This window comes from Ochrobactrum quorumnocens (genome assembly GCF_002278035.1).
GTDB lineage: Bacteria > Pseudomonadota > Alphaproteobacteria > Rhizobiales > Rhizobiaceae > Brucella > Brucella quorumnocens.
This window is the reverse complement of the sequence record NZ_CP022605.1, coordinates 872,583-890,354: the sequence shown is the minus strand read 5'-3', so window position 1 is coordinate 890,354 and position 17,772 is coordinate 872,583. Positions and strand designations below refer to the sequence as shown.

Genomic DNA, 17,772 nt, shown 5'->3' with positions numbered 1-17,772 from the left:
CTATTGTCCGTAGTGTTGACGTTGATTTATAATCGTCTGCCACTTCTTTTAAATCTGTTCCGAAATCGCGATAGGCAGAAATAGTTTTATACTCATCTAGCTGTTGATATCTGGAGCCAAACTTGGATGCATAGTTTTTATTGTATCAAAAACTTCGGTCAAGTTTGAGGTGTACTGTGTTACAGGACTTGAACTTTGGCACCGGTTTGCACTTTTTCGTATAGTTCAATGATGTCTTCGTTGAGCATGCGAATGCAGCCTGAGGAGGCTTCCGTGCCAATAGTCCACGGTTCATTCGTACCGTGAATGCGGTACAGCGTGTCCCGGCCATCGCTGAACAGGTATAGTGCGCGTGCTCCTAAAGGATTGGCTGGTCCCGGCGCTATACGTTTGGGCAAGCCAGGCGTTTCGGCATGCATATCATCAGTGGGATGCCATGCCGGCCATTTGGCCTTTCGCTCGATCGTCGCCGTCCCGCGCCAGCTATACCCGGTTTTGCCAACAGCTATACCGTAGCGCCTGACGGTGCCCTTGGATTCGACATAATAGATATGCTTGCTGTGAGGATCGACAATGATCGCTCCGGGCGGGGCATCAACCTTTTTTGCCATCGTGACCGGCTGCAGATCTTTTGCGAATTTGCCACGATTGACCGGACGAACAGGAAACGGTTCGGACGAATAGGGACTTTCGTCGGGGGACGGAGACATTGTTCCGCTAACGGTGCTGCAACCTTGCACCGCGAGCAACCCGAGTATGAAACTCCGCCGGGAGATAGCAGAATAAGAAAGCGACTTTGCGAGCGGGATTGTTGTCATGAGATATCCAAGGAGGGTGCCTGGCTATTTGAACTCGGATTTTGGCTGAATTCTTATCCATCACCATTGACGGCCTGATAATAAAGCGCTCCCGGCATCTATTCGATCCCGGGAGCGCTTTTTGTGATATCGATCAGAACTTCACGCGCAATCCGAGCGTTCCACCCACCTCATAACTATCAGAGAAATTCTTCAGGCTGGTGTCTGCAGACACTTCGCCGAAGACTGCATATTTGTCGTTGGCCCAGCTGTAGGTGCCACCAAGACCGACACCGCCGGTCAGCCGGTCGGCGCGACTGTCGAACTTCGTACCCGATACATCGACCCGTGTTCCGTCGAGGAACTCGTTGGTGAGATTGACAATGCCATACACCTGTGCCCGGCTCGTCTGACCGTCATCGTCCTTCCAGCTGCGCTCGTGCCCAAGGGCCAGACCCAGACGACCCTTCAGGCTGTCACCCTTGTCGAGCGACACGTGGGCCCCGTAGGGATCGGTGAAGCTATCGAAATCGACCGTCGACCAGGTCAGTTGTGCCTGCGGCGTAAGGATCCAATTCTCATTAAGAGCGATGCGCTTGCCCGCTTCGAGGCTCAGAGCATAACCAAAACCATCGCTGCCATCGGCAAGTCCCTGACGCAGCGTATCGGAGTAAAGATCGCTGTCGTACCAGGTAACCTGACCCTGGGCGTCGAGATAGAAGCCGTTATTGCCATACCACGTCAGCGTGCCGCCGAAGCCGTAGCCTGTTGTATCGATGTTTCCATTGCCAAAAACCGAGGTAATATCGGTGGAGACCTGGCCATAGTGAACGCTCACGCCGCCGATGAGCTTGCCGGCGTCGTTTTCATAGAGCTGACCGTCTACACCAGCCTGCAGCTTCCACATATCGTATTCATAGTCCGACTGGCTCGTGGTTACGTTGGGTTGCTGACGACCATGCAGTCCTTCGATGCGACCCCAAACGCCCATGCCGCCAACAATCGTTGTCGCGCCATCCTGATAATAGGCGTTCTGGTCCTGCGTCGGCGTGCATCTGAAGTTTTGTGCTGGATCCTTACAGAACACAGTCTCGGCTGGAGCTCTTTCGCCCCAGTATCGATTGCCGGTGCGCTGCGCAAGTGTCGGCAGACGATTAAGGACCTGTAGTGCGTTCGGATAATTCTCGTAAATCGGTACGCCCGGCTGATAGCGGGGCGGTTGAGGGCTGGTAGGCACGACTGGATCGACTGGATTGGTCAATATCGAGCGCAAATACCAGTCATTGGTCGCATAGCTATCCCCATAGACATCCGTGCCGCTGATAATGGGGCTGCGGTGCAGCGTGTAGGCATAAGCGCCTGCGACCTTCGCGTTCTGGCCATCATTCGTTACGTAGTCGCCATTACCAAGGAAAAAAGCATCCGCGGTCGTGATACCGCCATTGATGGCGTTGACAACCTTGATACCATCGGTTGTTGGCGCGCCGGTGCCATTGATATTGTTAATGGCAAGCCCAGTCTGACCGCTCGCCGTGCCGCCATTGATCACGATCTGATCTGACGGGGATGCGTTGGCACCAAGGGTTGTATTGAGCACGACGGTGCCATTATCACCAACATAGTTAGTTGTGGTCAGTGTTTTGAACGCGCCCGCATCAGGGGCCGAGAATGCAATCATACCCGCATTGGTGACGGTGTCCGAAACGGTCGAGCTTGCCGTCATGTTCCAGAGGCTGTCTGCGTCGAGCGAAATATTCGTCGCGTTATTGGCCGCACCCGTCAGTTCGCTGCCGGAGAGGCTTACATTGGCGATATTGTCTGCGGCGGCAAAAATATCGCCGTCGAGAATAGTATTGAGCGCGCTGAGGTTGACCGAACCATGATTGCCAGCTGCGTCGTCTAGAACGTTGAGTACCATGCCGCTGCCGGTACCAGTAAGGACGGTATCGAGCGTCACATCAAGCGCTCCACCTTCCGAACGAACGAGATCGCCCTGTTCGGCAAGCATGGAGCCCCCAACCATCGTCACCTCGCCAGCACCCAAGCCCAGAATACCAGATGAGTTGGCGCCAGTCGCCGTCACATTGGTGGCGGTCGTGTTAATATTGCCGCTTCCGGTTACGGCAAGGCCGGCGCCGTTGGAACCCCGCGCGGTGACCGAACCACCGGTCAGGTCGATGCTCGCAGCATCAGCATAGGCGCCATAGGCGTTGCCTGCCGCCGTGCCGGTGCTTGTGAGCACGGCATTGGTGCCAATGGCGGTAGCACCGGTTGTCACATGCAGCGCAGTGCCGCCGGCAGTGACGATTGCATTACCGCCAGAACTGCCGTCCTCCAGCGTCACTTGCGTATTGGCTCCACCGGCATCGATACCGCGACCGCTGGCGTCCACTATTACGCCGCTTCCGGTGACCTGCCCGCCGCTGCGCACAAGGATACCGGTGGCGTTATTGCTGGTTTTGATCGTTGTATGCGTGCTGCCATTGTCCTGCAGCTTGCTCACGCTATTCGCGCCCGCGGTATTGACGCCAGTGCCGGTAGTGGTGATGGCGACACCACTGCCAGTGAAAGTGCCGCCCTGCGCAAGATCGGTATTAAGGACGCCCGTGACTGCGGCGATTGAGCCGCCAGTCAGGTCTACGACACCGGCCTGAGTGACGACGACGCCCTGGTTCCCTGAGGTGACCTTGACATCTGTCCCAGTGACGCGCCCCGCGGTCGCATAAATTCCCGTCGTGCCGGCATTGATGGTCGTGTGAATGGGTGCCGAGGGATCGCGCGTGTCGAGACCGAGGTTGATAGTGCCGGTGGTGATGGCGCCATAAAGGTCCGCCTGGATATTGACGCCGTCGGCATTGATGGTGGCGCCCGATAAACTCCGGAGACCATAACTGTTGCTACCGCTCGCCGTAATACTTCCCCCCGTCAGGTTGATCACGCCAGCCAGCGCAAAAGCACCCGAGTTTGTATTGGCGCTCTGCCCGCTGGCCTCAAGTATGGCATCAGTTGCATTGATGACCGCGCCGCTGCCAGACGTCCGCAAGGCATTTCCGGCACCGGAGCTGGTGCCGGTCGAGGTGGCGGTGATGTGCGTCGCACCAGTGGCGCTGCTGCCGATAGTCAGGGTGCCAGATCGGACATCTATTCCTGTGGCGGCGCCAGTCGCTGTGGATATGATGGTTACGCCGCTCAGTGCACTGGTGCCGCTGATTTGCGTCAGGCCCACAACGCCAGTCCCTACCCCCACCGCAGTGATCGTGCTATCGGTCAGCACGAGCGAGGCGTCATTGTTGACGGTAACGGTCGAAATCCCGCTCGGCGCCGTCATAGTGACGCCTGTACCGGTGTAAGAAGCACTATTGGAAACGGAGACAGCTCCCTGGGCGCCCGCACCATTGCGTGTGACGTTGCTTTCAACGCAGGCACCTGCACTCTGGCTGAGCGGGCCCGTCGGAGCAGTCGCGCATTGCGCGAGGGCTTGCGTAGAGGGCAATAACGCCGTCATCGCGGCAGCTAAAATATATCGATGGTTGTATGCCGAGCTTAGCAGGGCTTTCTTAAGGGAGCCAACTGCGTAAGCATCGAAACTGCGAATGCGGATAGGCATTTCCATGTGGTAAGAATGTAATTGGTAAATCTCCCCTTAAACTTTCGAATACTTAAGACATACTTATTATTAAACGTCTAGCCGCACTTGAACCGCCTCGCAAGAGTGCTCTGCTCGGACACGGGTTTCATACGCTCACCATCCCACGAGCAGCAACCAATCGATTGATATGGCTCTTCTTGGTCGGCAGAAATTTGCAGGACATGCTTCAGCTCAGCTGTTGCCTTGATTACGGACGCACGCAATACCCAACCGACGCCGCGTTGGTGTACATGGACATGCCAGCTCATCAACTTACTCTGCATCAGGATTATCAACGAGACACCCGGCACCGTGGCAGCCCTGGTAGTTGCCATGCACATCGAAGTTTGGTTCACCCTGTCTATCGAATTGGGGCCGAGAATCGATGGCCTCGTCTGGATTATCAACCATACAGCCTATTCCATGGCATCCATTATAACTGTCGTCGCGTCGGTAGTTGCTCGTCGTGTGCTGATGTTTATGATGATCCTCTGCCATCCCTTGGATCAAAGCACCGACAATAGCCCCACCGACCACAGCGCCAACGTCATGACCTCTGTGGTCATACATACGGGCATTGGGATCAAAACTGTCGCCCCGACCATGATGGTATCCCCCGACATCAGCAAAAACTCCGGAGCAACCTTGCGCGACCCAGATATATTTGCTGCGCGGATTATACCCCCAGGTCCGGTTCAAAATGCATGGACTTCCTGAAGTTTGATGAATGAGCTGTGGCTTATTCAGTGGCCCTGCCCAGCACTCCCCATACTGATAGTGCCTCGATTGGCACTCGACAGTCGTTTGCGCCTGCGCACCAGAAATGCCCCCCAACGAGCCAAGTGCGAGCGAGACACTGAATATGTATCGTAGCATGAGAACCTCTCCTGGAGTGAGCGATGATTGGTTGCGCAGGTAGCGCCAGAAGTAATCTTTTAGAGAAATGCGTCAGTCGTTAATCGCGGTGATTTTGACATCGTTTTGATCTCCAACACCTGAGAACCAAACCTCTCCATCACCGATTGAAACGCCTTGCCAATTGGCGAAAAGTGCTGGATATGTCTGGTCGAGAACTGTCTGTTTGACCTTGGGTGTAATGATCTTGTCGTAATCAGCCGCGAAATGTGCGGCATCTTTTACCTTCACCGCCTTGCCACCGATCCGTGCGCGAAAAGGATAATCGATCATCGACGCAACCGCTTGTTTATCTTCTGCTTTAATGGCTTTTTGTAGCTTCAAAAAAAAATGCTGATAAGGCTCATGGTTGCCGAACAGCGCATCGAGATTTTGGTTTGTTTCAGCCGTTGTCTGCGCCCTCACGGGAGCAACAGTCGTCAAACTTATTAGCGCAACGCAAACCAGCATATAACGGATGTGTCTCATTGTCGGTCCCCTCATTCTAACGCTAGTTCGTGAACGGTCAGACTTGCCCTTCGTATGTTCTATCGCATGCGATAACAACTTAAAGAACCTCGCCGATATGCTGTTATTTCACTACTGATAAAAAGTGTAAAGAAAAATTAATAACGTTATTCGCTATAATGTCTAGTATAATTAATGAATACATCAGCTCATCTTACTCCGAACAAAATTTGGTAAAGGAAAGATAGCCATAACGTGCGTTGAAAGGGGACATTAAAGCAGGCAGACAGGACTCCTCACGTCTGATCGTTGGGCTCGTGGAGATAAGTTCATTCCCCCTTATTCCATGACTTCGGACACCATTGCATGAACCCCGGAGCCCTTGGTGCGGCGGATTTTGGACGTGGAAGCGGTGAAACGCACGGTTTTTGTGCTGGAAGTTTCGTGGCGTCCGAGGGCTGGCTTCCTGCCCGTTGCATCAAAAGTTGCCTGTCTGATTTCAGTCATTCACAAACTTACTGTTGCAAGCGGAACGACAGATTTGAGAAGTATACAATGAAACGCCAATGACCGAAATCGAGCATGTAATGGCCCCGCTCGACCCAAGATGTTGGCGGATGTCTGCGCTTTTTTGGGATTTTACGATTGGCGGAAGTACCCTCTTTTGTAAAGCGGTGCGATTGCGCTGCGCTGAACGTATCGGCAAGGCATGCGCTTATCGAAACTGCTGCAGCCACCGCGACGAGAACCCGCCGAAGTCAGGCGTCCTTTTTACACCTGACAGCGCAACTAAGTTACAGACGACCTCCGAGTTTTAATTTTCAACTGCTAACTTTCTTATAATTTGCAGAATGATGAACATCATTACACCACGACAAGATCCTACCCTCCTACGTCGTCTACTCAGGGCGAAAGACAGGCTAGACACTGCATCACATCAGCCGTGGACAGTCCACCGATTGGCACAGGTGAGCGGTGTCTCAGAAGCTCATTTCGCCCGCGCGTTCAAGATTGCGTTTGGCGTGCCACCGCACCGCTATCTTCTTTCACGCCGTATCGAACGGGCTAAGGCGCTGCTGCGCGACACTGACGAACCGGTGACCGAGATCGCATTCAAAACCGGCTGGGCGAGCTTGGGCACGTTCGGACGCGTTTTCCGCGATATTACCGGGCACAGCCCCTCCGATCTTCGCGCACGTGAGCGGGCAGCGTCGCACAAGCTGGAAAAGGTACCACACTGTTTCGTCAGTGCAGCTCATCGTCCAGACCTCACAATCGCAGTTTCGGAGAAGCGGTGCCGAGATATGGCTGATACAAGGGACCCCTTACAACAAGGAGAGCAGTCATGCACCAAGGAATAGGAGTGGTCGGCATTTACGTGCGCGATCAGGATGAAGCGCTAAAGTTCTATGTTGATAAGCTCGGGTTCAGCATCCACACCGACGCCAAAAACGGCGATTATCGCTGGTTGACAGTGCAGCACCAGGACCAACCCGGTTTCCAACTTGGATTGTTTCGGCCGCAACCGCCCACTGTAGACGATGCGACAGCGAGACTGCTGGACGAGGTCGTCGCCAAAGGCGCCATGCCGCCACTTGTGATGGTAGTCAAGGACTGCCACACCGCATACGCGATTTTTGCAGCAAAAGGCGTTGAATTCATTCAGGAACCGATCAGCCGCTTTGGCAGCGTCGACGCGAGCTTCCGCGATCCCTCCGGAAACGGCTGGAAACTAGTGCAGGCCCGGTGACCGGCCGGAGTTCTTCTCGATCGAGCCATAGTCGATGCAGCCGCCCCGATCTCAGCGAGCGAGCAGGTGACATGTCTCAGGCAGGTGCACCGGCTGGGATCAGCGGCCTTCGCTATCACTGTCGCAGCCGAACTTCACAAAATGATAAGGGGCCATCGGCTGCCCATAATATCTATTCGCGGCTCCCGCTGCTGCTAATCTTCTCACGTCGGGGCTGTACTGAAGGGACGACGTCTCGTCAGCCCGTAAACGGAGGCGTCCTCGCTCGAGCAAAATAATGTCCGGATGTCTGATCCCATCGACACAAAAATCGCGGTCTTTGAAGATTGGCGGGGGCAGTTCATCTGCCCTCGAAATCTCATCACCGAGGCCGCTCCTGACGTTATTAAGAAACTGGAGTGGCGCAAGCCAATCGACCCGCCAGATGCAGCCCCCGGCGAAACTATGAGACATGGACGAACCAACGACCGCGTCTTCTAGGAGGCGCTCCGATAAGCGCTAGCCTTCAACCATGGTTAAAGAGGTTAAATTATGTAGGCCTCGATGTCCATGTCGATACGATTGATATCGAGGCCTGTGAATTTGACTTTATGCCACGTGGAGGTGGCAGCTTATCATAATTTGCGGTAATCTTCTTTCCACACGGGTGGACAGTAACGCTTTTGATCTTCATCTTGCTCTTGGTCACATTACGTCACATCTGCACCAGAGGTGAAGCTTTGTTGAGCATGTGTGAATTGAACTGCGATTTCGCTCAGGCTAAAGTTGCCGTGGTAACTTGAATAGGAAAAGTCGATGCAGCACGCCAGAGCGTGTATCCATTATTTCGTTAATGGCGAAGAAAGGCAAACCGACAATGAGATTTCCAGGAAAGCATCTTATTGAAGGGATCAGTAGCTGGATACAGCGTAAAAAATCCGTATCCGAAGCTGAAAAATTCCTTGCGGTCAAAAGCGATGACGAGAAATTGCGGGCGTCCGGTGCTCAATCCGAACCGGCGGCCGTTTCGGTCAAAATCGCAGTAAAAGATATTCACGCTGAAGATGACGACGCGTTAAAAAGCAAAATGTCTGAAGAGACCGCATTGGAAACCACGGCCATTAATCTTTCAGAGCCGATAAAATCAAATATTTCACCGTTCCCCGTCAAAGCTTCCACTCACTTCACGCCGGAGAAAAAAACTCCCTTTCCCGACCAAGGGCGGCTCCCTCGCCTTGCGTCTCCTTACGAGAACTTAGAGACAGACGACCATCTGGTTACAGACATCGAGTTGGCCACACTTGAAGCGGAGAATACGCGTCTTAAACGACTACTGAACGACCAATTGAAATCGAGCGGAGATGGTGTCGGCGACTGATTCACCAACTTGACCAGGCGCTCCATGTAAACCCGTAATTCAATTGCCCAAGTGCCGTCGCGCTGGGGTCGACATGATTGTATCTTTCAAGTGTCAGCGCACAACTTTCAGTCTCTCTTCCAGACATTCGAGCATCCGTTTCATTTGTTTATTCTCTGCCCGTAGCTTGACAATCAATCTGTGTTTCAATGCAGTGTTTTCGATCTCAAGCGCTGACAATTCATCCTTGATCGCATAATCCACCGAAATTTTCGCTACACGCCGCTTTTTTGAAACAAGAAGACTTGTGTTGCATCGTTGTGCTGTCGAGCGGACGTTCGTGGGCAAGGCGATGGTGGACAGAGTAGGTATCTGCGCCATTTTCGGGCTCAACGGAGGTTCTTGCAGTTCATCAGGGATACCGGACGGCATTTCCGGTTTGATAACCTTGGCAGGTTCCGTGAGAGCTTTGAACTCAGGCACGCTGACCGTTGCATTTACTATCAAACTGGAAGTGTCGGGGTCTATCGGAGCAGGTTGTGGGGGTATGACTGGTGCTGATTGTACGGAGTTATCTTCTTCCACGCTCCGGGCGATTGATTTCAGATCCAGGTTTCCCCATAGGGAGTTCCTATTCTTGCGGGTACGGCGGTTCTTATATTCAACAATAACGTTTCGATTTGGATTTTTCATCCGGAATAGTTTCCAGTTCAAACTTGGTAAGAATGCGTCCAGAAGGATATTGGCCCTACTTATATAGCCCGGACATGATTTTCAATGATGATTGCATGATCAAGCAACACCGCTTACACTCTGCGCAGACAGATACACCGACACATCGAGTTTCTAAATATTTGCGTTAACTAATGCCGTGTATACTGGAAGAATAAACAGCTCAACCGAATAACAATCTGCGAGAGATTTACCATGGCTGATGAAACCACTGCAAACGTAAACGAGACTGCTACCGGCACACAAACTGCTGAGTCAGTTGGCACTGCGCCGAAGACACCTAAGCCGCGCAAAAAAGCAGACGCCACACCGGCAAAAACAAAGGCAGCGCCCGCTCTCAAACCAACCAAGGCGCCTAAAGTTACCGCAAAAGCATCGAAAGTCTCGCCTGTTGCCGCTGGTGCTGAGCCGCGCAAGGTGAGAAAATATACTCCTGCCGAGCGCGCCTCCCTGCTCGCGTCTATCGAAAAAGCAATAAAGAGCGGCAAGAGCACTCTTAAAGTCGCACTTCAGCAAGCAAATGTCGGAGAACAGACCTATTATAACTGGAAGAACGCTGCCGCAAAAGCTTCACCGACAGGCAAGTCCTCTGCGGGCGACGATCTGAGCGCACTTGTGGCGCTCGAAGCTGAAAATACCAGATTGCGCAAGGAGTTGGCCACTAAGCTGCGCGCGGAGAATGCTGAGTTGCGCAGACGCCTTGGACAGGATTAATAGCTGTTAAGATGGGGCGTTTCGCCCCACTTTTTTTATCTTCGATGACATTATAATACAGACCATTGACCCCAAGTGTTTCGCCTCGGGAACCGGAATGCCAGTGTCACAAAAATTGGACATTCGACTGTGCTCTGCTGGATAATCGGTAAGCAATATTTGATTTCCCTTTCAAGCCAAAGATCGAGCACTAGGGTTCGATGTAGCTCTCGACGCGAACTTTAAGCAAGTAATCAGTTGGATTACTTTCAAAAAATAAAGCGCCGTTCGCTTTCGCCTCAGATGCCACGTAGTTAAACATTGTCGTGGACGCTTCGGCCTTTCCCTGGCGATCATCCAACACCCCTACCACACGGACCTGAGCAGCGGTGGTCTGCGTGATATTCGTTACCGAAAATGTTACCCGATAACCATTCTCCACCGCGTTTACCGCGGTAATCCCAACAATGAAATCGGCTTCTTGTGGATTATAGCGCCAGATATCGTAAACTATCCAACCCAAGAGAGAAAAAATCAGTAGAGCAGAGATCCCCCCTGCCATCCATTCGCTCCAGTGCACCTTTTCCATTTCCATATCGGGACCGGAGGTCTTATCCTCTTTTGTCATGTGTCCTCACAACACTAGTCTCGCAGACGCAGCACCGACTGCCGCCGGAAAAGATAAAACGACAATTGTGGTAAGCGTTTGTGAAATTGAAGTCGAGTCCAGTCGTTCAAAAGTCCAAAGGATGTACGCACTCGTCATGAAAGCCAGTACATAGCCAGTAAGTGTGAACCGTAAGAACGTGTGCCACCATGGCGTTCCCTGCTCTGTGCGATGTCCGCCTCTGATATGAATGCTATAAACAAAACCGTGCATTATTGCGATTGATATGAGCGCGATCAAAAGTGTTTGCAGAGGGACAATTTTATACGCGATGAGGATCATTTCTTCAGTTGGCGCGACGTTCAGCCCTAAGAAGAGCGCACCAATTACCATCATGAAAAGCTCATTGAAATATCCGGCCTCACCTTCATACTCTCCTCTGTCACTGTCTTCGTTTTCTGACCTCATTCCGAGCTGGCTACGACCGAGTAACGCGCCGATACTTGCCGGAACTGCCTGAAATCCTACCATCGCGACGATATGAGAGAACGCAAGCTCACTTTCGAGGAGACCAAAAAGCCATAATATTAATACGCTCAGCAAGATGCCCAACGCATATGCTATCACTGCATCGCGAGCTGATTGACTCCAACTTATAGACCGCTCAAATCCAATTCTATAAGCGAGACCTAATAATAACGGAATGTTCAGCACGCAAAGGACGAGTAAACGAACGGGATTAGCGTAAAGGCCGAGCTCCCACATTTCCATCGTCATAAGCATAGGAAGTGCAAACAAAAGCGCCCCAGCAAGCCCACGCGCCAAACCTGTAAAGAAATCGGGATGTATGTCGGTCGATTTCAGGCTGTGATCAGATTCCACAAATAATACTTCCGTAATAGGACCGTTGATCATGTAACACCGATAGGCGCAACAAGTTCCCTTCGACCCGCTTGACGTGAATAAATCTGCATTCATCCCAATTTTTCAGAACTGATTCATGTACCCCACAAAGTTTTTTGGAACCTCTGACCGGAGGCTGAGTTGGGCTATCTATCAATTAGATGTTTGGAGAAATCAGATGATCACCGGCATATCTGTGTTATTCGACGCTTGTTTTCTTGCTCCGTGTTCTGCGTTTACCCAAGATAGCGGTCCCGCTATTCAAACACCAAGGGTTGCAATATCGAACACCAAAGCCCCAGATTCCTGGATAAAAGGCACCACCAGCTTCACTGACATCAGGCAAAACACGGTTTAAAGAAACCGAATGTTTAGTAATGTCTCGGGACTTAAGCTTGGCGAGAACGGAATTTGGGAAGCCGCCGTCAAAGGCGTTGAAACAGTCCATATCCCAATAGGTTATAAGGCAAATGTGACAAGTGCCTTGGAAGCGATTTAAGTCGCCAGACCGGTTCCGAAGAGAAGTGGACGCGAGACCACTTTCTGTGGCTTGGAAGAAAATGTCATAAGAACGATTTTCTTCCTCATTTATAAAGGAAGACCGCAAATGAAAGAACTCCCCAGACTTAAAGACCCACGGTCGCTTTACCCTGCTCCTCCATTTCCTCAGCAGAAACAAAATGCCCCAGGAATTGCCGCAAAAATGGAACCAGAGCCTGACCATGGGGAGACATCTTACCGAGGCAATAACCGTTTAGCGGGTCGTCGTGCTCTTATCACGGGAGGAGATTCTGGTATAGGACGAGCTGCGGCAATTGCATTTGCGAGAGAAGGTGCCGATGTTGCCATTTCTTATCTTGAGGAAGAGCAAGAAGATGCACAAACAGTGATTAAACTGATCCAAGCGGAGGGCAGAAAAGCTGTAGCACTCCCTGGTGATATAAGCTTAGAAAGCTGGTGTCGCGAAATGGTAGACATTGCCGCGCATGAACTCGGCGGCTTGGACATTTTGGTCATAAACGCCGGACGGCAGCAGTACAGAAGCACCATTTCCGAGTTGTCGACCGACGATTTCGACAAAACGATGAAAACCAACCTTTATGCATTGCATTGGATTGCGCAGGCTTCCGGGTCGCATCTACCGGCGGGATCATCAGTTATAACCACATCATCAATCCAGGCCTATGAGCCTTCAGCGATACTGCTCGACTATGCCACTACGAAAGCAGGCATCGTAGCATATACAAAAGCATTGGCAAAACAATTCATAAAGAAGGGAATCCGCGTTAACACGGTGGCACCTGGCCCCGTTTGGACTGTACTCCAACCATCAGGAGGACAACCGGATAGAAAAGTCATCAATTTTGGCGAAGACAGCGATTTCGGCAGACCGGGACAGCCTGTCGAACTTGCACCGATCTTTGTTTTTCTTGCTTCCAATGAAGCTAGTTTTATCAATGGTGAGATTTATGGCGCTACCGGTGGAAAGGGTATCGGTTAATGTTTGATTTGTTGTGCAAATCTTTTGTGATGACATTTGTTTTTTGAGACTAATTCCACAGAAGTGAACCCACATGAGATAGTAATCTGCCCAAGTGGAGAAAGATAACGCATGTGAGACATTGCAGTGGAGCACTCGATGTTTGTACTCGGTTTCTCTAATTGAGTTAGAATTTTTTTGCGGCCTATGTGCAAAATAGAGTGCTTGAGGCTGTCTTAACTCCCGTGGGCCGAACAGCCCGTTCACCAACACGTAGGTTGGTCAGTTAGACGGACGGGAGAGTTCCACCGATACGGTGCGCTGTTAAACATGCAAATAATTCAAGGAGAATAAATATGGCCCACACGAACCTGAACGACAAAAGAATACTCATCGTGGCGACCGATGGCTATGAGAGATCGGAGCTTCGTTTTCCGCTAGATGAGCTCAAGAAGTTGGGGGCAGATGTGATTGTGGCATCTCTTAACAAAAACCCGATCAAAAGCTGGGATAAGAAAGATTGGGGCGATTCAGTGGACATCGACATTGTATTGAAAGATGTCAGCATCGATGAATTTGACGGGTTGGTACTGCCGGGCGGACAGATCAATCCCGACGTGCTGAGAACAAAAGTCGAAGTGATTTCGCTGATACAGGGCTTTCATAAAAGTTCAAAAATCGTAGCTGCAATCTGCCATGCGCCATGGTTATTGATCGAGGCGGGGCTGGCCAAAGATTGTAAGATGACTTCTTACAATTCTATCAAGACTGATGTGATGAACGCAGGCGGCGTATGGGAAGACTCTGAAGTAGTTGTAGACAACAAAATCATAACATCAAGAAATCCTGACGATCTTCGCGCATTTGTCGATACCATCGCTAAAGAGATCAGTAGAAAGAGTGACGACAAATAACCCGGAATTTCGTAGAGCGATTTGATCGTATTATGCCGCTGAAGCAATTTTTTATTGAACGTGTCTGTGCGAGCGAAGCTGGAGGCCAAATTTTGGCCATCCGCGCTTTAGTCTGCCCAATAAACATAGTCGCTGAAGCGGACTGAATCCTGTGTAAGCAAAAGACCGAACATGCAATAGCATTGTGTTCCCCACCGTCCATCAGGTCGCTCATCGCTTCTTGAGTGAGCGGGAGATAACATCAATTCATGCTTTTGCTAGTCTGAAGCCATTCAGCTTTGCAATCCCAGTTCCTCCTATTGCGGCACTATTGCGGAGGAGCACTATCGCCGCCGTCTCCACCAAATCGTCTCGCGAAGGTTGTCCTGATCGGTTACCTTGAAGAAGGGGGCAATTGAACGACTTTCAATTGTCGCGGATGATTTATTTCATCGCGCATCGACCGCACGGCGATGATCGCCCGACAGCTCATGGCCAATCACCGAAACCGCTGGAGCCAGACTGAGAAGAACCAGACAAACCGGCATTGGAAGTCCCGCCTGTGACGCCAGAACTGCCATAATAACTACCCCAATCGTGGCGAGAAGGAGCCAGCCATGAAGACGATCAACGGTTCCGATAAGATAACTGTTGAGAGCGTAGAGACCTGCTATGAAGACAATGAGTGGTATCGCCACCGTGAGCAGTGTCGCAGCTGGCCCTATGTGAGCCTTATGTTCGATAAAGTTCGCCGCTACATGTAATCCTGCCCCGGTAGCAACGATCGCGGCGATGATCGCCATATGCCCATAACCCCACAGGAATGATTTCTGACGCGATTTCTCCAGCGCTTCGGCAGAAGGTAAGAGATAGTAAATCCACCACATCCCGAACGTCAGCCCCATCCCGGCCAATCCGACCAAGCCGACGTCTAGCGAAAAACCCTGATTGTCAATAACCGCCGAAAGGGTTGCAACGGTTCCGACAATTCCTTCGCCCAAAGCGATGATAGCAAACAGACTGTAGCGTTCGGCAATGTGATGGGGATGCCACGGCGTTCCGCCACCGATCCGCTCGGCGAAATAAGGCCCGGACAACTCGATGCCTGCAAGAACAACACCCAGTAGAAGGCTGACAGGCAGCGAAAAATCGAAGAGTATCTGCGCGATCCAGCCAATCTGGGCCACCGATATCGCAACGACATAGGCCCGGCAGGCCCGACTTCTATTCCCGCCCTGCTTTGCGGCACGCAACCATTGAAATATCATGGCAAAACGCATGACGACATAACCGGACACCATCATCGAATTATCCAGATGCGCGCCTTGTTCGATGGAAGCAAACATGCGCGGGATGCCAACGGCCAGTATGAGCACGCCTATCATCTGGATCATCGTCACTATGCGATAAAGCCAATCGTCGGTATCGAATGCAGATGCGAACCATGTGAAATTGATCCAAGCCCAGCATATTGCAAAACTAGAAAATCCGAATCCGATCAGGGCGGCGAGGTAATGCCCTTCGGCCAGTCCATGCGCGAGCTGGGAGGCTGCCTGTCCGAATGCGATAACGAATGTCAGATCGAACAAAAGCTCTAGGGGACTGGCGACGCGGTGAAACTGGGCAGGGTCTCTCCCGGTCATCCGTTTCAGACCTGAACCTAGTGGTCCTGCGGAGTTCGGTTTATGGTTCATTGTCGGGCTCGCTAAACGTGACGGTTGTAACTTCTACAATTTTTCAAGTATTAGCGCCATAGCGCAGGGCATATACCAACGAGCGAAACCTCTCCCTTTCCATCGTTGTACGTGGAGTGAGCGCTTTAGCAACGCATGTCGACCGAGGCGGCGTCGATCATCCACCGTAGCAACATCAGTGGGGTTATACTCCTTTAAACCGATATCAATACCAACCATCAGCCCGACAAGACTGACGCGTAACCGGTTGCCTGGTTTCATTTTCCCCGCCGTTCGTTACAATTCGTTCTGACACCGGAGGAAAATTCCAGCATATGTGCACCGTTTGTTGGCCCCTCGCACTTGAACAAAGTTACCGCCAAACGGCATATGCGCCAGGGCTCAACTTGCAAGACTTGCAGTCCGTTCTAGGCCTTAAGCGGCAGAATTATCCATGACCGACGAAAGTTCAGCAATTCTTGTAACACCGTCCGCAATTTTCCAGCCACTCGTCCTCATCCGAGCCGGGGTGGCAGATCAATGGGCAAGATACTAGCGGTATGCTGGCGTTGACGCCTGTTTAGCATAACCTATGCAATGGAACCCAGCTCTCAGGTCCAATTGCATTCCAGAGATGTTTTAGCGCATGGACCCAAAACTCGTGCGAACCTTACAAAATCCATTTTGCAAACAAACGACAGGATTTTATTCAACAAAAAGCGGATGCGCTATAGATGTTCGATTGATTGATTAGGGTAAGCAATTGGTAGCGTTATTGTCCCTCACAAATTATTCGTTGCCAGACGAGTTGAAGTTTGTCAATCAGCGCAACGGACGAAGGCGCAGAGCGCTTAGATCAGGCCGGAGTTTCACATTTACGCGTTGTGGCTGAATTTCAATTGGTAATCGTAGTTTTCTGTCAACACAAGTTGTCGCGGATACCAGCGCAATGGTTTCTTCATTACGGCGAGCGCGCCCCCCGGGGGCTACCTCTTCACTTACCATAACGGCGATTGCTGGCGAGCTCATGTTTCTGCAAAATACTCGCTTGGTGATCTTCCGAGTGATCGCCTAAACATAGCAGAAAAGGCGCTCGGGCTGTCATACCCGCAAGCGAGCGCGACGTTCAAGATCGATTGCCCTTCCGCAAGCAGCGGTAGTGCATGCAACAAACGAGCTTGTTGACGCCAGCAGGCGAAACTCATGGTGGTTTCACGCTGGAACAACCGCATAAAGCTTGATCGGCTCATGTGAAGTAAATCAGCTGCCTTATGCAATCCGATGGTGGCGGTCGGTTCGCTCCGTAACCATTCGCACAATAGAGCAAGTTGCGCATGTCGGGGAATGGGTAAGCTAAGTGGCTCGATCGGAAGGGACGTCAATTCTTGTAGCAAAAGCTGTTTGACGGAGCGACTAAAATCTGCGCCTCTTGGTTTTTCTACAAGCTCGGAGAGCCGCAAGATCAATTCGCGCAGAAGCGGCGTCACCTCCACCACGGTGCAAGCGCTGGGTAGACCTCTTATCTCCGGCAAGTCGATGAGCAATGCTCGGAACTGCACTGTGACGTGGCTTTTCGTTTCATGCTGGATACCAGCTGGTACCCACACCGCCCGGCTGGGCGGAACGACCCAAGTTCCTTCTGTTGTTGTGACAGAGACAATCCCACTAATCGCGTAGATGAGCTGCCCTTGCGGATGCGTATGGCGAATGCTGGAGAAGCGGTGCGCGTCCTTGGTAACGACAGCGATCTTATCGATCATAGATTGCCTCGATTCAGCAACTTGGTCCTTTCGCGACGATTTATGGTCTTCACGCGTGAGAATATCATCGCACATACAGATATCATAGCGCCCAGTCCACCATAGGTCTTTATATATCACCGTGTTTACTATCGCCAAGATCCCTCGCCGCTCTGTTC

Annotated in this window: 17 protein-coding genes; 7 read left to right on the top strand and 10 right to left on the bottom strand. The window is 51.6% G+C overall.

The features are described 5' to 3' along the window. Positions 1–179: 179 nt before the first annotated feature. The 5 genes from CES85_RS26435 to CES85_RS27345 all read right to left on the bottom strand — a co-directional run bounded on the left by CES85_RS26435 (position 180) and on the right by CES85_RS27345 (position 6,294). Entirely contained in the window at positions 180–818 is a 639-nt protein-coding gene (locus tag CES85_RS26435) for a L,D-transpeptidase (RefSeq protein WP_095448718.1), read from the bottom strand. 133 nt (positions 819–951) lie between these two features. Then, a complete protein-coding gene (locus CES85_RS26430; RefSeq protein WP_157743536.1) occupies positions 952–4,302 on the bottom strand; it encodes an autotransporter outer membrane beta-barrel domain-containing protein in 3,351 nt (1,116 codons plus the stop codon). Between the two features lie 396 nt (positions 4,303–4,698). Beyond that, positions 4,699–5,301, bottom strand: a complete 603-nt coding sequence (locus CES85_RS26420) for a DUF3011 domain-containing protein (RefSeq protein WP_095448715.1) — start codon at positions 5,299–5,301, stop codon at positions 4,699–4,701. A 72-nt stretch (positions 5,302–5,373) separates the two neighbouring features. Then, positions 5,374–5,763 (bottom strand): hypothetical protein, encoded by a 390-nt coding sequence (locus tag CES85_RS26415; protein ID WP_244923348.1) that lies wholly within the window; start codon positions 5,761–5,763, stop codon positions 5,374–5,376. A 363-nt stretch (positions 5,764–6,126) separates the two neighbouring features. Continuing rightward, the gene (locus CES85_RS27345) at positions 6,127–6,294 is read right to left on the bottom strand and encodes a hypothetical protein (protein WP_157743535.1); all 168 of its coding nucleotides are present in this window, start codon (positions 6,292–6,294) and stop codon (positions 6,127–6,129) included. A 344-nt stretch (positions 6,295–6,638) separates the two neighbouring features. On the opposite strand from CES85_RS27345, the gene CES85_RS26410 reads away from it, so the two are divergent. The 4 genes from CES85_RS26410 (at position 6,639) to CES85_RS26395 (ending at position 8,894) form a co-directional block, all read left to right on the top strand. Beyond that, the gene (locus tag CES85_RS26410) at positions 6,639–7,148 is read left to right on the top strand and encodes a helix-turn-helix transcriptional regulator (protein WP_095448713.1); all 510 of its coding nucleotides are present in this window, start codon (positions 6,639–6,641) and stop codon (positions 7,146–7,148) included. Then, positions 7,133–7,537, top strand: coding sequence for a VOC family protein (locus CES85_RS26405; protein WP_095448712.1), 405 nt, complete (start codon positions 7,133–7,135; stop codon positions 7,535–7,537). The genes CES85_RS26410 and CES85_RS26405 overlap by 16 nt, the downstream gene beginning before the upstream one ends. Positions 7,538–7,822: 285 nt before the next feature. Further along, positions 7,823–8,017, top strand: a complete 195-nt coding sequence (locus CES85_RS27340; RefSeq protein WP_157743534.1) for a hypothetical protein — start codon at positions 7,823–7,825, stop codon at positions 8,015–8,017. Between the two features lie 376 nt (positions 8,018–8,393). Then, positions 8,394–8,894 (top strand): hypothetical protein, encoded by a 501-nt coding sequence (locus CES85_RS26395; protein ID WP_157743533.1) that lies wholly within the window; start codon positions 8,394–8,396, stop codon positions 8,892–8,894. 93 nt (positions 8,895–8,987) lie between these two features. Here CES85_RS26395 and CES85_RS26390 read toward each other — a convergent pair whose 3' ends face one another. Next, on the bottom strand, positions 8,988–9,566 hold the full coding sequence (locus CES85_RS26390; protein WP_095448709.1) for a hypothetical protein: 579 nt from the start codon (positions 9,564–9,566) through the stop codon (positions 8,988–8,990). Between the two features lie 234 nt (positions 9,567–9,800). On the opposite strand from CES85_RS26390, the gene CES85_RS26385 reads away from it, so the two are divergent. After that, positions 9,801–10,319: a transposase gene (locus tag CES85_RS26385; protein ID WP_095448708.1), complete on the top strand. Its 519-nt coding sequence runs from the start codon at positions 9,801–9,803 to the stop codon at positions 10,317–10,319. A 190-nt stretch (positions 10,320–10,509) separates the two neighbouring features. Here the strand turns inward: CES85_RS26385 and CES85_RS26380 are convergent, their stop codons facing one another. Further along, positions 10,510–10,926 (bottom strand): TIGR02588 family protein, encoded by a 417-nt coding sequence (locus CES85_RS26380; RefSeq protein ID WP_095448707.1) that lies wholly within the window; start codon positions 10,924–10,926, stop codon positions 10,510–10,512. A gap of 6 nt (positions 10,927–10,932) precedes the next feature. Further along, positions 10,933–11,820, bottom strand: a complete 888-nt coding sequence (locus tag CES85_RS26375; protein WP_095448706.1) for a TIGR02587 family membrane protein — start codon at positions 11,818–11,820, stop codon at positions 10,933–10,935. A gap of 595 nt (positions 11,821–12,415) precedes the next feature. On the opposite strand from CES85_RS26375, the gene CES85_RS26370 reads away from it, so the two are divergent. Next, a complete protein-coding gene (locus tag CES85_RS26370; RefSeq protein ID WP_095448705.1) occupies positions 12,416–13,309 on the top strand; it encodes an SDR family oxidoreductase in 894 nt (297 codons plus the stop codon). A 335-nt stretch (positions 13,310–13,644) separates the two neighbouring features. Continuing rightward, positions 13,645–14,202, top strand: a complete 558-nt coding sequence (locus tag CES85_RS26365) for a type 1 glutamine amidotransferase domain-containing protein (RefSeq protein ID WP_095448704.1) — start codon at positions 13,645–13,647, stop codon at positions 14,200–14,202. 428 nt (positions 14,203–14,630) lie between these two features. On the opposite strand, the gene CES85_RS26360 is transcribed toward CES85_RS26365, so the two are convergent. Next, complete coding sequence (locus CES85_RS26360; RefSeq protein WP_244923347.1) at positions 14,631–15,875, bottom strand: low temperature requirement protein A; 1,245 nt, start codon at positions 15,873–15,875, stop codon at positions 14,631–14,633. A gap of 1,004 nt (positions 15,876–16,879) precedes the next feature. Continuing rightward, complete coding sequence (locus CES85_RS26355; RefSeq protein ID WP_244923346.1) at positions 16,880–17,614, bottom strand: AraC family transcriptional regulator; 735 nt, start codon at positions 17,612–17,614, stop codon at positions 16,880–16,882. Positions 17,615–17,772 lie beyond the last annotated feature (158 nt).

What these genes read in the sequence shown, in the direction of transcription:
- CES85_RS26430 (WP_157743536.1), bottom strand. Translation starts at nt 4,302, where the DNA reads ATGACGGCGTTATTGCCCTCTACGCAAGCCCTCGCGCAATGCGCGACT.
- CES85_RS26365 (WP_095448704.1), top strand. Translation starts at nt 13,645, where the DNA reads ATGGCCCACACGAACCTGAACGACAAAAGAATACTCATCGTGGCGACC.
- CES85_RS26420 (WP_095448715.1), bottom strand. Translation starts at nt 5,301, where the DNA reads ATGCTACGATACATATTCAGTGTCTCGCTCGCACTTGGCTCGTTGGGG.
- CES85_RS26370 (WP_095448705.1), top strand. Translation starts at nt 12,416, where the DNA reads ATGAAAGAACTCCCCAGACTTAAAGACCCACGGTCGCTTTACCCTGCT.
- CES85_RS26410 (WP_095448713.1), top strand. Translation starts at nt 6,639, where the DNA reads ATGATGAACATCATTACACCACGACAAGATCCTACCCTCCTACGTCGT.
- CES85_RS26380 (WP_095448707.1), bottom strand. Translation starts at nt 10,926, where the DNA reads ATGACAAAAGAGGATAAGACCTCCGGTCCCGATATGGAAATGGAAAAG.
- CES85_RS27345 (WP_157743535.1), bottom strand. Translation starts at nt 6,294, where the DNA reads ATGACTGAAATCAGACAGGCAACTTTTGATGCAACGGGCAGGAAGCCA.
- CES85_RS26385 (WP_095448708.1), top strand. Translation starts at nt 9,801, where the DNA reads ATGGCTGATGAAACCACTGCAAACGTAAACGAGACTGCTACCGGCACA.
- CES85_RS27340 (WP_157743534.1), top strand. Translation starts at nt 7,823, where the DNA reads ATGTCTGATCCCATCGACACAAAAATCGCGGTCTTTGAAGATTGGCGG.
- CES85_RS26355 (WP_244923346.1), bottom strand. Translation starts at nt 17,614, where the DNA reads ATGATCGATAAGATCGCTGTCGTTACCAAGGACGCGCACCGCTTCTCC.
- CES85_RS26375 (WP_095448706.1), bottom strand. Translation starts at nt 11,820, where the DNA reads ATGATCAACGGTCCTATTACGGAAGTATTATTTGTGGAATCTGATCAC.
- CES85_RS26390 (WP_095448709.1), bottom strand. Translation starts at nt 9,566, where the DNA reads ATGAAAAATCCAAATCGAAACGTTATTGTTGAATATAAGAACCGCCGT.
- CES85_RS26395 (WP_157743533.1), top strand. Translation starts at nt 8,394, where the DNA reads ATGAGATTTCCAGGAAAGCATCTTATTGAAGGGATCAGTAGCTGGATA.
- CES85_RS26435 (WP_095448718.1), bottom strand. Translation starts at nt 818, where the DNA reads ATGACAACAATCCCGCTCGCAAAGTCGCTTTCTTATTCTGCTATCTCC.
- CES85_RS26405 (WP_095448712.1), top strand. Translation starts at nt 7,133, where the DNA reads ATGCACCAAGGAATAGGAGTGGTCGGCATTTACGTGCGCGATCAGGAT.
- CES85_RS26360 (WP_244923347.1), bottom strand. Translation starts at nt 15,875, where the DNA reads ATGAACCATAAACCGAACTCCGCAGGACCACTAGGTTCAGGTCTGAAA.